Source organism: Pseudomonas sp. JL23, assembly GCF_056933585.1.
This window is the reverse complement of sequence record NZ_CM167795.1, coordinates 6,036,938-6,051,106: the sequence shown is the minus strand read 5'-3', so window position 1 is coordinate 6,051,106 and position 14,169 is coordinate 6,036,938. Positions and strand designations below refer to the sequence as shown.

11 protein-coding genes and 1 rRNA gene are annotated in these 14,169 nt (G+C 59.0%); 4 read left to right on the top strand and 8 right to left on the bottom strand.

From position 1 onward, the window contains the following. Window positions 1–21 precede the first annotated feature (21 nt). Window positions 22–372 (bottom strand): MerR family transcriptional regulator, encoded by a 351-nt coding sequence (locus tag AC1Z24_RS27885; protein ID WP_483743555.1) that lies wholly within the window; start codon window positions 370–372, stop codon window positions 22–24. Between the two features lie 80 nt (window positions 373–452). Between AC1Z24_RS27885 and AC1Z24_RS27880 the strand changes: the two genes are divergently transcribed. Next, on the top strand, window positions 453–857 hold the full coding sequence (locus AC1Z24_RS27880; protein WP_483743554.1) for a hypothetical protein: 405 nt from the start codon (window positions 453–455) through the stop codon (window positions 855–857). A gap of 78 nt (window positions 858–935) precedes the next feature. Here AC1Z24_RS27880 and AC1Z24_RS27875 read toward each other — a convergent pair whose 3' ends face one another. From AC1Z24_RS27875 to AC1Z24_RS27845, 7 genes are all read right to left on the bottom strand, one after another. Then, window positions 936–1,862, bottom strand: coding sequence for an ABC transporter permease (locus AC1Z24_RS27875; protein ID WP_483743553.1), 927 nt, complete (start codon window positions 1,860–1,862; stop codon window positions 936–938). Next, window positions 1,862–2,962 (bottom strand): ABC transporter permease, encoded by a 1,101-nt coding sequence (locus tag AC1Z24_RS27870; RefSeq protein WP_483743552.1) that lies wholly within the window; start codon window positions 2,960–2,962, stop codon window positions 1,862–1,864. The genes AC1Z24_RS27875 and AC1Z24_RS27870 overlap by 1 nt, the downstream gene beginning before the upstream one ends. A 10-nt stretch (window positions 2,963–2,972) precedes the next feature. Further along, on the bottom strand, window positions 2,973–4,544 hold the full coding sequence (locus AC1Z24_RS27865; RefSeq protein ID WP_483743551.1) for an ABC transporter ATP-binding protein: 1,572 nt from the start codon (window positions 4,542–4,544) through the stop codon (window positions 2,973–2,975). A 531-nt stretch (window positions 4,545–5,075) separates the two neighbouring features. Further along, complete coding sequence (locus AC1Z24_RS27860) at window positions 5,076–5,669, bottom strand: IMPACT family protein (RefSeq protein WP_483743550.1); 594 nt, start codon at window positions 5,667–5,669, stop codon at window positions 5,076–5,078. 18 nt (window positions 5,670–5,687) lie between these two features. Then, complete coding sequence (locus AC1Z24_RS27855) at window positions 5,688–6,350, bottom strand: TetR/AcrR family transcriptional regulator (RefSeq protein WP_259110996.1); 663 nt, start codon at window positions 6,348–6,350, stop codon at window positions 5,688–5,690. A gap of 79 nt (window positions 6,351–6,429) precedes the next feature. Continuing rightward, window positions 6,430–7,815, bottom strand: coding sequence for a uracil-xanthine permease family protein (locus AC1Z24_RS27850; RefSeq protein ID WP_483743549.1), 1,386 nt, complete (start codon window positions 7,813–7,815; stop codon window positions 6,430–6,432). Window positions 7,816–7,960: 145 nt separating this feature from the next. Then, window positions 7,961–8,881, bottom strand: a complete 921-nt coding sequence (locus AC1Z24_RS27845; RefSeq protein ID WP_483743548.1) for a LysR family transcriptional regulator — start codon at window positions 8,879–8,881, stop codon at window positions 7,961–7,963. A gap of 123 nt (window positions 8,882–9,004) precedes the next feature. Here AC1Z24_RS27845 and aptA point away from each other — a divergent pair, with 123 nt between their 5' ends. From aptA to AC1Z24_RS27830, 3 genes are all read left to right on the top strand, one after another. Continuing rightward, window positions 9,005–10,351, top strand: coding sequence for an omega-aminotransferase AptA (aptA, locus tag AC1Z24_RS27840; protein ID WP_483743547.1), 1,347 nt, complete (start codon window positions 9,005–9,007; stop codon window positions 10,349–10,351). 63 nt (window positions 10,352–10,414) lie between these two features. Then, window positions 10,415–11,908, top strand: a complete 1,494-nt coding sequence (locus AC1Z24_RS27835) for a CoA-acylating methylmalonate-semialdehyde dehydrogenase (protein ID WP_483743546.1) — start codon at window positions 10,415–10,417, stop codon at window positions 11,906–11,908. 663 nt (window positions 11,909–12,571) lie between these two features. After that, window positions 12,572–14,108 (top strand): 16S ribosomal RNA (locus AC1Z24_RS27830). Window positions 14,109–14,169: the final 61 nt, after the last annotated feature.

Here is a 14,169-nt window from a genome sequence, read left to right as displayed (position 1 = left end):
CCTGAGGGGCAAAAAGGGTAGTCAAGGACTGAGCGGGCAACTCTGGCCCAGGCGCTGGCGGATCTCTGTGCGCAATTGGCCAAGTTCGGCGATGCGGGTTTCGATCAGGACCAGTTTGTCCTCGAGCAGTTGCGCAATCGCCAGATCCGGCGACGGTGCATTCCATAGTTCGGCAACACTCTGGCCGATTTCGTTCAGGCTGAAACCCAGGCGCTGTGCAGTCTTGATGAACTGCACCAGTTGCACCATTTCTACCGGGTAATGACGATAGCCATTGGCACTGCGTTGCGCAGCGATCAGCCCGCGTTGCTCGTAGAAGCGCAGGGTATCGCGGCTGACGGCGGCGGCCTGGGTCAATTCACCAATGCGCATGGATTCAGTCCTCGGTGCTTGACCCTGGAGCGTACTCCAGGCTTTAGCCTCTTGAAACTTTAAATCCGCAGGAGTGCGTTATGTGGCAACCCGAGCACTACCGTCGAGTGGTAAGAGCCAGTGGCTGGTACGACCTGATCGTCACCGCCGCCTTCACTACGCCGTGGAGTTTCATGGCGTTGCACGGCTTTCTAGCGACGTTGAGCCAGGCCTTGAATCTGCCCGGTGAACTGCCATCGTTCGAAGCCACCCATATGCTGATGGCCAACCAGCTCGGGTCGATTGTCTGCGTGTGGGCGGTGCTGCGGATTCGTGATCCACAGGTGCAATTCGGGCGTTATGACGCGTTCGGGCGATTGCTGTTTGCTGCTTGGCAGGGCTATGCCCTGATGCATGGGGCGACGACGTTGCTGGTGGGTTTTCTGGTGCTGGAGCTGGCCTGGGCGGTGGTGCAGTTGTGGCCGGTGCGAGCACCTATTGAATGAGTGTGTTTTTTCTGTGGGACCGGCTTTAGCCGGGAAGGCGTATTCCCGGCTAAAGCCGGTCCCACAAGAATCACACCATCAATGCCCCGCCTGCCAAGGCTGCCCCAGCGAAACCGGCGCATACAACCGTGTGCGCAGCGCATCCCGTGACAGCAGCACCAACACCACGATAGTCGCCACGTAAGGCAGCATCGCCAGCAGATTGGACGGGATCGCCAGGCCGATACCCTGCGCCACCAGGTGCAGGATACTGGCCAGGCCGAACAGGTAGGCGCCCAGCAGCAGGCGCCATACCCGCCAGCTGGCGAATACCACCAGAGCCAGGGCGATCCAGCCGCGGCCGGCGCTCATGTTTTCCGCCCACATCGGCGTGTAGGCCAGGGACAGATAGGCCCCGGCCAATCCGGCCATGGCGCCACCGAACAGCACCGCCAGGGTTCTGACTCGCAGCACCGGCAGGCCCATGGCACTGGCGGCGTCGGGGTTTTCGCCGACGGCCTGAATGATCAGGCCGATTCGGCTCTTGAGCAGCGCCCAGGCGACCAAGGCAAACAAGGCGAAGGACAGGTAGACCAGAATGTCCTGGGCAAACAGCATGCGCCCGATCAGCGGAATATGGCTGAGAAAGGGTATGACAACCGGCTCGAAACCTTGCAGCGGCTTGCCGACCCAGGCCGCGCCAACGAAGGTCGAAAGGCCCACGCCAAAGATGGTCAGGGCCAGCCCCGTAGCGACCTGATTGGCGTTGAAGACCAAGGCAACGAGCGCAAACAGCGCCGACAGCAGCACCCCGGCGCACATCGCCAGCAACACGCCCAGCCACAGGTTGCCGGTGCTGAAGGCGACGATAAAACCGATCACCGCGCCAAACAGCATCATGCCTTCCTGGCCGAGGTTGAGGACGCCGCTTTTTTCGGAGATCAGTTCGCCCAGCGCCACCAACAAGAGGGGCGTGCCGCAGCGGACCATGGCGAAGAAAATATTGCTCAGCAGATCGATATCCATCACACGGCTCCTGCGACTGGCGCCATCTGGCGTTTGGCCCAGCGGCCCTTGAGCCGTGGGCGGTAAAGAATCAAAACGTCACAGGCCAGCAGGAAGAACAGCATCATGCCCTGGAACAGTTGGGTGATGGCCTGAGGCAGATTCATCGACATCTGCGCACTTTCCCCGCCCAGGTAGAGCAGGGCCATCAACAGGCTGGAAAACAGGATACCCAGTGGATTGAGGCGCCCCAGAAAAGCCACGGTGATCGCCGCATAACCGTAGCCCGGTGACACCTGCGGCACCAGTTGGCCGATAGGCCCGGTGGCTTCGCAGACCCCGGCAAGCCCCGCCAATGCACCGCTGATCAGCAGTGCCAGCCAGACCAGCCGCTTCTCGCGAAAGCCGACAAAACCCGCTGCGCGCTTGTCCAGGCCAAGCACCTTGATCTGAAAACCGATAAAACTGCGTTGCAACAGAACCCAGACCGCAACCAATGCCAGCAGGGCGAAATACACCCCGGCATGAATCCGTCCGTCTTCCATCAATAGCGGCAGGCGGCTGGCGTCGCCGAACATGGCCGATTCGGGGAAGTTCATGCCGGCCGGGTCCTTGAGCGGGCCGTGGACAAAGTACAGCAGCAGGTTCAGGGCGATGTAATTGAGCATGATGCTGGTAAGGATTTCATTGGCGTTGAAGTGGGTACGCAGCCAGGCGGTAAGCCCGGCCCACGCCGCGCCCGCGAGGGTGCCGACCAGCAGGATCAGTACCAGCGCCCAGCGGCTCTCGATGTCGATGACATTCACCGCCACTGCGCTACCGGCCAGGGCGCCCAGCAGCAACTGGCCTTCGGCGCCGATGTTCCAGATCCGCGCCTGATAGGCCACGGCCAGGCCCAGAGCGCAGAGCAGGATCGGCAACGCCTTGACCATCAGTTCGGACAGGCCGTAGAGGTCGCTGACCGGCGCGATCAACAGGGTATGCAGGGTTTTCAGCGGGTTCAGGCCCAGGGCCATAAACAGCAGTGAGCCGCAGAGCAGCGTCAGCACGGCAGCCAGCAGGGGCGAGAACCACAGCATGGCGCGGGATTGTTGCCCGCGCGGTTCCAGGGAAAGCAGCATCGCAGGCTCCTTAATTAATGACGGTAGCGGGAAGTGGGGTGGCAGCGGCGGCGGGCGCGTCGTCGAACTGACCGGCCATCCAGCCACCGACCTGCACGGCGCTGGTCTGCTCCACCGGCTTGAGTGCCGAGAGCCGACCGCTGCTGAGGGCGGCGATGCGGTCGCTGATCTGGAACAGCTCGTCCAGGTCTTCGGAGATCACCAGAATCGCCGCCCCGGCATCGCGCAGGGCGATCAAGGCGCGGTGAATTGCCGCCGCCGCGCCCACGTCCACGCCCCAGGTCGGGTGCGCGGCCACCAGCAGTTTCGGTTTTTGCAGGATCTCGCGACCGAGAATGAATTTCTGCAGGTTGCCCCCCGAGAGGCTGCGGGCGGCGGTCTGGGTGTTCGGCGTCTTGACCGCAAAGCGGCGGATGATGTCTTCGGCCAACGCCTGCACCTTGCCGCGCTGGATCAGACCCTTACTGACCAGGCCCTGTTGGAACGCGGTGAGCAGCGCGTTATCACTCAGGCTCAATTCCGGCACGGCGCCATGACCCAGGCGTTCGGCCGGGACAAAGGCCAGGCCCAGGCGGCGACGTACATCCGGGCGCAAGTGGGCCACGTGTTTGTCGGCAAAGCGTATCTGCCCTGAGTCACGCGAGGACAGGGGCTGCTCGCCGCTGAGCAGGTCCAGCAGCTCGTCCTGACCATTACCCGCGACGCCGGCGATGCCGACGATTTCGCCGCTGCGCACCTGCAGGTTGATATCCACCAGTGAGCAGCCAAACGGATCAGGGTTGCTCCAGGAGAGTTTCTCCACACGCAGGAACGACGTGTTGCCGGTGACTTTTGGATACTGCGCGACCAGGCCTTCGGCATCGCCGACCATCAACCTCGCCAGTTCCAGGTCGCTGCATTGCGCCGGGCTGCAATGCCCCGACACCTTGCCGCCGCGCAACACCGTGGCGCTGTGGCACAGCGAGCGGACTTCGCCGAGCTTGTGGCTGATAAACAGAATGCTGCACCCTTCATGGGCCAGGCGGCGCAGGGTGACGAACAGTTCCTCGGCTTCCTGGGGTGTCAGCACCGAAGTCGGCTCGTCGAGAATCAGCAGGCGGATGTTCTGCATCAGGCAGCGAATGATCTCGACCTTTTGCCGCTCGCCAATCGACAGGCTATGCACCAGTCGTTGGGGTTCCAGCGCCATGCCATAACGCTGGGAGACCTCGCGGATGCGTGGTTCCAGCTGTTTGGGTGTACCTGCTGAGGCGCCCATGGCCAGGGCGATGTTCTGCGCTACAGTCAACGTCTCGAACAACGAGAAATGCTGAAATACCATGCCGATACCCAGGCTGCGTGCCTGAGCCGGGTTGCGCATGGTCAGGTCGCTGCCCTGCCAGATGATCGAACCGGAATCGGGTTGAGTCACGCCGTAGATAATCTTCATCAACGTGCTCTTGCCCGCCCCGTTTTCCCCCAGCAAGGCATGGATCTCACCGGGCTGGATGCTCAGGTCAATGGCGTCATTGGCCAGGCAGCCCGGGTATTGCTTGCTGATTTTGCGCAGTTGCAGGCGCGGGTTTGTCCCAAGGTTTGACATGACAGGCTCTGATCGTGAATGGGTCGCGGCAGGGATAAAGCAAAAAGCTGGCCAGTGGGTCAGGTTTTTTGATTTAAACGCATCGTCTATGGCGCAATCCTGTGGGGCCGGCTTTAGCCGGGAATACGTCTTCCCGGCTAAAGCCGGTCCCACCGGTTTCACCGCGCCTGGCAGGCACCAGATCAGGGCGAAAACCCCAGCAAAAGACTCAAGATGGATCATCGGCCTGTACAAAAAATGTACAGCAATAGCCGAGCGAGTTACCTCAAGCGCTGCCGCCACCCTTGCACCTGTTATCCACAGGTTGCTCCACAGTAATTGTGCGCAAGGGCAAAAGCCCGGCATAAGCAGGCTGCGCTTTGGATCTATAGGCAATAACGGCGTTTAACACACTGTTTTGACGGCGGTTTATCAGTCCGTATGGAAATTTGAACGAAAAGTGATCAATGTCCGGTGAGCCATGCCTGGCAAGGGCTGCAGCCCGATGTGCTCAGCTTATCCACAGTCGGGTGCACAGCAGGTGTGGGCAATTCAGTCCGCGGTGGATTCGTGCAGGATAATCCTGCCGCGGCTCAGATCGGCGAGTTGCCGTTGCAAGACTTCGACCTGCTCCGGGCCAATGGCAATCGACAGCTCGACACCGTTGGAAGTGAAGTTCTCCGCCTGAATCAGGCCATTGATTTCAGCGACGCGCAGCTTGACCAGGGCCAGCTCGCTGAAGCTGCATTCCAGCTCCCGCGTTACGCGATTGATCAGCGGGCGGCCCTCGGCCTGTTGCAGACATTTATTCGCGCCACCGCCATAGGCCCGGGCCAGGCCGCCGGTGCCCAGTTGAATGCCGCCGTACCAACGGATGACCAGCACCACCACCTGATCGAAATCCTGGGCCTCGATGGCTGCCAGAATCGGTCGCCCCGCTGTACCGCCCGGTTCGCCGTCATCGTTGCTGCGGTATTGCGCGCCCAGTTTCCAGGCCCAGCAGTTGTGCGTGGCATCGAGGTCACTGTGTTGCTCGATAAAGGCCTGGGCGTCTGCCGGGCTATTGATCGGCGCGGCCAGGGTGATGAAACGGCTCTTGCGGATTTCTTCACGAAATTCGCAAGGGCCGAGCAGGGTAAACGGCATCTTCGCTTCCAGCTGGGGTTACGCGGCTGTTGGTGTCAGCCCGCAGCCCTTGAGAATGATACGGATCAGGTTGTCGCCTGCCACTTCCATGTCCTGCTTGGTCAGGCGCGTACGCCCGGTGACCTGGCAGATCTGTGTGGCGAAATCAGCATAATGCTGGGTGCTGCCCCACAACAGGAAGATCAGGTGCACGGGGTCGACCGGGTCCATTTTGCCTGCGTCGATCCAACCCTGGAACACCGCAGCGCGGCCCTGAAACCAGGCGCGATAATCCTGGCTGAAATATTCGTTCAGGCATTCACCGCCGCTGATGATCTCCATGGCGAAGATTCGCGAAGCCTGGGGCTGGCGACGGGAGAATTCCATTTTGGCGCGAATGTAGCGGCTCAGGGCTTCAGCCGGATCGTCTTCCACGCTCAGGTGGTTGAAGGTGCTGTCCCACAATTCGATGATGTTGCTCAGCACGGCGATATACAGCCCGAGCTTGTTGGTGAAGTAGTAATGCAGGTTGGCCTTCGGCAGCCCGGCGTTCTGCGCGATGGTGTTCATGCTGGTGCCTTTGAAACCATGGCGGGCGAATTCGTCTTCAGCAGCTTTTATGATCGCTTGCTCGTTCTTTTGACGAATGCGGCTGGCGGGCTTGGCGGATTGATTGCTGTGCGCTGGGACTTCGAGGGTCATGGGCAATTCCGGACAGATCATAGGGTGCGACGGATGCACTGATAGCGCACCCGCAACAATCCGACAAGCGTTGCTTGTGTTATTTAGCGTTTACATCAACCTCGGAAATTTCTTCCGCTACTGTCGACTTTTCCTTCGGCAGCAGTAGCGACATCAGCAGGGCTGTGATGCCGCCGCTGGTGATGGCCGAGTCGAACAGATTCTGTACCAGTTTGGGCATGTGATGCAGCAGGGCCGGTTGCGCTGCAATGCCCAGGCCGACACCGAAGGAGGTGGCGATGATCAGCATGCTGCGCCGGTCCAGTGGTGCCCGGGACAGGATGCGTACGCCGGCTGCGGCAACGCTGCCGAACATCACCAGGGTGGCGCCGCCCAGTACCGGTTTGGGAATCTGCTGGACGATGGCGCCGATCATGGGAAACAGCCCGAGAATGATCAGTACCGCGCCTATATAGAGGCCGACATAGCGGCTGGCCACGCCGGTCAGCTGAATCACTCCATTGTTCTGGGCGAAAGTGGTGTTGGGGAAGGCACTGAAAGTGGCGGCGAGCATGCAACTGACGCCATCGCCAATCACGCCGCCCTTGAGCCGGTCGATATAGCTCGGGCCGCTGATGGGCTGGCGCGAGAGCATGCAGTTGGCGGTCAGGTCGCCGACGGTTTCGATGGTGCTGATCAGATAAATCAGCGCGACCGGCAGGAAAGCGCCCCAGTCAAAACTGAAGCCGAACTTGAACGGCACCGGCACGCTGATCAAGGGCAGGCTGTTGATGGACTGCGGCACCAGCTTGCCGCTGAACCAGGCCGCCAGGCTGCCCAGCAGCAGGCCGATAATGATCGCCGACAGACGTATCCACGGGGTATTGGAGCGGTTGAGCAAGATGATTACTAACAGCACGAATCCGCCCAGCGCCAGGTTGACCGGCTCGCCGAAATCCGGGGCATTGAAGCCGCCGCCGAGGTCGGTGACACCGACTTTGATCAGACTGACGCCGATCAGTGTAATCACAATGCCGGTCACCAACGGCGTGATGACTTTCTGCAGTTGACCGATGAAGCGGCTGAGGACGATCTGCACCACGGCGCCGAAAAAGCACACGCCGAAAATCATCGCCATGATGTCTTCCGGGCTGCCGCCGCGCTGCTTGACCATGAAGCCTGCCGACAGCACCGCGCCGAGAAAGGCGAAACTGGTGCCTTGCAGGCAGATCATCCCGGCGCCTATGCCGAACGGCCGACGCGCCTGGATGAACGTTCCTACGCCAGAAACCAGCAACGCCATGCTGATCAGGTAGGGCAGGTAAGCCCCAAGCCCGAGCGCAGAACCGATCACCAGGGGCGGGGTAATAATGCCGACGAAACTGGCGAGCACATGCTGCAGGGCGGCCAAGAGGGCCGGGGCAGGTTTCGGGCGATCGTTCAGTCCGTAGATCAGATCGCTTTCGGGTGAGGCGTCGGGTTGCATGTCGTGCTCTCGAGGGTGAGGTCGGCGGGAATTACCCGGAGCAATTGCAAAAAGCTGTCCATGTGCTCAGGTTATTTTTCCGTCTATAATAAAATTTCCATTAGAAACATATGGATAAGATTATTAAATTTATTTTTGTGGTGGGTCAGCGTGTTGCCGCCAACGCATCCAGAAAGCTTTCCAGCACCAAATGAGGGCGACGGCCCTTGCGAGTGACCGAGACCAGGCTCAGGTCATAGAACCGCGACGCCGGCTTCAGCGCCCGCAGGCGCCCTTGCTGCACCCAGAAGGTCGCGTAGTGATCCGGCAGATAACCAATATAGCGTCCGGTCAGGATCAGAAACGCCATGCCTTCACGGTCCGAAGCGCTGGCCGTGCAACGCAGCGCCTGATAATGCGCCTGGATCTCCCCCGGCAGGCGAAAGGTCGGGGCAATGGCGTCCTGATCGGCCAAGCGCTTGTCGTCCAGTTGCGCGTCATCAACGTAGAACAACGGATGACCCACGGCGCAATACAGCAGCGAACGCTCGCTGTACAACGGCTGATACTCCAGCCCCGACAGTGCGCTGGCCTGGGGCACCACGCCGACATGCAGGCGGCCGTCGAGCACGCCTTGTTCCACTTCATTGGGCGCGATCATGCGGATATTGATATGCACATCCGGGCCGCGCTCTTTCAGCTGCGACAAGGCATGGGTGATGCGCATGTGGGGCAGGGTGACCAGGTTATCGGTCAGGCCGATGTTCAACTCGCCACGCAAGTGTTGGTGCAGGCCGTTGACCTCTGTACGAAAACTCTCCAAAGCACTGAGCAACTGCAAGGCCGAGTGGTAAACCTCGCGACCTTCCTCGGTCAGAGAAAACCCGGCGCGCCCGCGTTGGCACAAACGCAGGCCCAGGCGCTGCTCAAGATCACTCATCTGCTGGCTGATGGCCGAGCGGCCGATGCCCAATGCGCTTTCGGCGGCGGAAAAGCCCCCGGCCTCCACCACGCTGCGAAAAATGCGCAGCAGGCGGATATCAAAATCGCTGACTTGTGCCAGTGGATCGGGACGACGGCTATTCATTGTTTAGTGATTGTCTGACTGAGGATCATAAAAGTTGGGTTTTACGGACTTTATTCCCGTGGCAACTTGGCTGCAATCAGGCTTTATTCAATGAACCGCTTACATCCTGCGAGGATCGCTCCGATGAACATGCCCGAATCGTCCGATATGTCTTTGGCCAGCCAGCTGAAACTCGATGCGCACTGGATGCCTTACACCGCCAATCGCAGTTTCCAGCGTGATCCGCGCCTGATCGTTGCCGCCCACGGCAGCTATCTGACAGACGATAAGGGCCGCAAGATCTACGATTCGCTGTCCGGGCTGTGGACATGTGGCGCCGGGCATACCCGCACGGAAATCCAGCAGGCAGTCGCCAAACAACTGAGCGTTCTTGATTATTCGCCTGCCTTCCAGTACGGCCATCCGCTGTCCTTTCAATTGGCGGAAAAAATCACCGAGCTGACCCCTGGCAATCTCAATCACGTCTTCTATACCGACTCCGGCTCCGAGTGCGCCGATACCGCAGTGAAGATGGTGCGGGCCTACTGGCGCCTGAAGGGCCAGGCGACCAAGACCAAGATGATCGGCCGCGCCCGTGGCTATCACGGTGTGAACATCGCGGGCACCAGCCTGGGTGGGGTCAACGGCAACCGCAAGATGTTCGGCCAGTTGATGGACGTCGACCATCTGCCCCACACCCTGCTCGCCAGCAACGCCTATTCCAAAGGCATGCCGGAACAGGGTGGCATCGCGCTGGCCGATGAAATGCTCAAGCTGATCGAACTGCACGATGCGTCGAACATCGCCGCCGTGATCGTCGAGCCCATGGCCGGTTCTGCGGGTGTGCTGGTGCCGCCTCAGGGGTATCTGAAGCGTCTGCGCGAGATCTGTGATCAGCACAATATCCTGCTGATCTTCGACGAGGTCATTACCGGCTTCGGGCGTACCGGTGCCATGTTCGGTGCCGACAGCTTCGGCGTGACCCCGGACCTGATGTGCATCGCCAAGCAAGTCACCAATGGCGCCATCCCCATGGGTGCGGTGATTGCCAGCAGCGAGATCTACCAGACCTTCATGAATCAGCCGACGCCGGAATACGCCGTCGAATTCCCCCATGGCTACACCTATTCCGCTCACCCGGTGGCGTGTGCGGCCGGTCTGGCGGCTCTGGAGTTGCTGCAGCGGGAAAACCTCGTGCAGCAAGTGGCGGAAATCGCCCCGCACTTCGAGAAGTCGCTGCATGGCGTGAAGGGTGCCAAACACATCGTGGATATCCGCAACTTCGGCCTGGCCGGCGCGATTCAGCTCGCACCTCGTGATGGCGATGCCATCGTGCGTCCTTACGAGATCGGCCTGAAGCTGTGGAAGGCTGGCTTCTATGTGCGCTTCGGTGGCGACACCCTGCAGTTCGGGCCAACCTTCAACAGCAAGGCCGAGGATCTGGACCGTCTGTTCGACGCCGTGGGTGAAGCGATCAATCAGGTCGACTGACCGATCCCAACCTTATCGATTAAGCCAGGCGCGATGAATGTCGCGCCTTTTGGAGTTCTATTCATGAGCAACATCCAGCACCTGATCGACGGCCAACTGGTCAGCGACAATGACCGTACCGCCGACGTGTTCAATCCGTCCACCGGTCAGGCGATCCATAAAGTGCCATTGGCCAGCCGGGAAACCGTGCAACAGGCCATCGATTCGGCCAAGGCCGCCTTCCCGGCCTGGCGCAATACACCAGCGGCCAAGCGTGCCCAGGTCATGTTTCGCTTCAAGCAACTGTTGGAGCAGAACGAAGGGCGCATTGCCCAGTTGATCAGCGAAGAGCACGGCAAGACCCTCGAAGACGCTGCCGGTGAACTCAAGCGCGGTATCGAGAACGTCGAGTACGCCAGTGCGGCGCCGGAAATTCTCAAGGGCGAGTACAGCCGCAATGTCGGGCCAAATATCGATGCCTGGTCCGATTTCCAGCCTCTGGGCGTTGTTGCCGGTATCACGCCGTTCAACTTCCCGGCCATGGTGCCGCTGTGGATGTATCCGCTGGCGATTGCCTGTGGCAACTGCTTCATCCTTAAACCGTCTGAGCGTGATCCGAGTTCGACGCTGCTGATCGCTCAGTTGATGCACGAAGCCGGTCTGCCCAAGGGCGTGCTGAACGTGGTGCATGGCGACAAGACGGCGGTGGATGCACTGATCGAGGCGCCGGAGGTCAAGGCACTGAGTTTTGTCGGCTCTACGCCGATTGCCGAGTACATCTATAAAGAAGGTGCTGCCCGTGGCAAGCGCGTCCAGGCACTGGGCGGGGCGAAGAACCATGCGGTGCTGATGCCGGATGCCGATCTGGATAACGCGGTCAGTGCCTTGATGGGCGCGGCCTATGGTTCGTGTGGCGAGCGCTGTATGGCGATTTCGGTTGCTGTCTGTGTGGGCGATCAGATTGCCGACGCATTGGTGGCCAAGCTGGTGCCGCAGATCAAGTCGCTGAAGATTGGTGCAGGCACCACCTGCGGCCTGGACATGGGGCCATTGGTTACCGGTCAGCATCGCGACAAGGTCAGTGGCTATATAGAAGACGGCGTGCAGGCGGGAGCGACCCTGGTGGTCGACGGTCGTGGCCTGAGCGTGGCCGGTAACGAAGAAGGCTTCTTCCTGGGGGGCTGCCTGTTCGATCGGGTTACGCCCGAGATGCGTATCTATAAAGAAGAGATCTTCGGCCCGGTGCTGTGCATCGTCCGTGTCGACAGTCTCGAACAGGCCATGCAACTGATCAACGATCACGAGTACGGCAACGGCACCTGCATCTTCACCCGTGATGGCGAAGCGGCGCGGCTGTTCTGCGATGAGATCGAAGTGGGCATGGTTGGCGTCAACGTACCTCTGCCGGTGCCGGTGGCGTATCACAGCTTCGGCGGTTGGAAGCGTTCGCTGTTCGGCGACCTGCATGCTTACGGCCCGGATGGCGTGCGCTTCTATACCCGGCGCAAGGCGATTACCCAGCGCTGGCCGCAGCGGGCGAGTCATGAGGCATCGCAGTTTGCGTTTCCGAGTCTCTGAGGGAAGCAGCTGCAAGCCTCAAGCTATAAGCTATAAGCTATAAGCTACGAGCTACGAGCTACGAGCTTCTAGCTACGAGCTACGAGCTGCGAGCTAGAAACAGATAGTGGGTGTTCCCGGCCCAGCTCGTGGCTCGAAGCTCGCAGCTCGTAACTTTTCTGAAATAAGTATTGACGCCCCTCAGAATCTATCTATAATTCGCCCCACTTCCGGCGCAGACGAAACGGAAAACTTCTTGATAATCAAGCAGTTAACCGAAGTAAGCAGCGAGGAAGGGTTTCGGTTTTCAAGGTGAATTCGGAAGCGGTGAAGAAGGTGGTTGACAGCAGGTTGTAACGCTGTAGAATTCGCCTCCCGCTAACGTGAGACGCCAAGTCAAACGAAGCGCAAGTGGTTGAAGTTGATAAGGAAACTTTGAAAACTTCTTAAAATAACCGCTTGACAGATACAGAGGACGCTGTAGAATGCGCGCCTCGGTTGAGACGAAAGAATCAGCCAACCGCTCTTTAACAACTGAATCAAGCAATTCGTGTGGGTGCTTGCGCTGTAAGACTGAAGTCAACTGATTATCAGCATCGCCAGTTACTCCACGAGATATCATGGTTTAACCAACGATTGCTGAGCCAAGTTTATAAGGTTTTCTCAAAACCTAATTGCAGTATTGAACTGAAGAGTTTGATCATGGCTCAGATTGAACGCTGGCGGCAGGCCTAACACATGCAAGTCGAGCGGATGAAGGGAGCTTGCTCCCTGATTCAGCGGCGGACGGGTGAGTAATGCCTAGGAATCTGCCTATTAGTGGGGGACAACGTTTCGAAAGGAACGCTAATACCGCATACGTCCTACGGGAGAAAGCAGGGGACCTTCGGGCCTTGCGCTAATAGATGAGCCTAGGTCGGATTAGCTAGTTGGTGAGGTAATGGCTCACCAAGGCGACGATCCGTAACTGGTCTGAGAGGATGATCAGTCACACTGGAACTGAGACACGGTCCAGACTCCTACGGGAGGCAGCAGTGGGGAATATTGGACAATGGGCGAAAGCCTGATCCAGCCATGCCGCGTGTGTGAAGAAGGTCTTCGGATTGTAAAGCACTTTAAGTTGGGAGGAAGGGCATTAACCTAATACGTTAGTGTTTTGACGTTACCGACAGAATAAGCACCGGCTAACTCTGTGCCAGCAGCCGCGGTAATACAGAGGGTGCAAGCGTTAATCGGAATTACTGGGCGTAAAGCGCGCGTAGGTGGTTTGTTAAGTTGAATGTGAAATCCCCGGGCTCAACCTGGGAACTGCATCCAAAACTGGCAAGCTAGAGTAGGGCAGAGGGTGGTGGAATTTCCTGTGTAGCGGTGAAATGCGTAGATATAGGAAGGAACACCAGTGGCGAAGGCGACCACCTGGGCTCATACTGACACTGAGGTGCGAAAGCGTGGGGAGCAAACAGGATTAGATACCCTGGTAGTCCACGCCGTAAACGATGTCAACTAGCCGTTGGAATCCTTGAGATTTTAGTGGCGCAGCTAACGCATTAAGTTGACCGCCTGGGGAGTACGGCCGCAAGGTTAAAACTCAAATGAATTGACGGGGGCCCGCACAAGCGGTGGAGCATGTGGTTTAATTCGAAGCAACGCGAAGAACCTTACCAGGCCTTGACATCCAATGAACTTTCCAGAGATGGATTGGTGCCTTCGGGAACATTGAGACAGGTGCTGCATGGCTGTCGTCAGCTCGTGTCGTGAGATGTTGGGTTAAGTCCCGTAACGAGCGCAACCCTTGTCCTTAGTTACCAGCACGTTAAGGTGGGCACTCTAAGGAGACTGCCGGTGACAAACCGGAGGAAGGTGGGGATGACGTCAAGTCATCATGGCCCTTACGGCCTGGGCTACACACGTGCTACAATGGTCGGTACAGAGGGTTGCCAAGCCGCGAGGTGGAGCTAATCCCACAAAACCGATCGTAGTCCGGATCGCAGTCTGCAACTCGACTGCGTGAAGTCGGAATCGCTAGTAATCGCGAATCAGAATGTCGCGGTGAATACGTTCCCGGGCCTTGTACACACCGCCCGTCACACCATGGGAGTGGGTTGCACCAGAAGTAGCTAGTCTAACCTTCGGGAGGACGGTTACCACGGTGTGATTCATGACTGGGGTGAAGTCGTAACAAGGTAGCCGTAGGGGAACCTGCGGCTGGATCACCTCCTTAATCGAAGACTCAGCTTCTTCGCAAGTTCCCACACGAATTGCTTGATTCATTGAAGAAGACG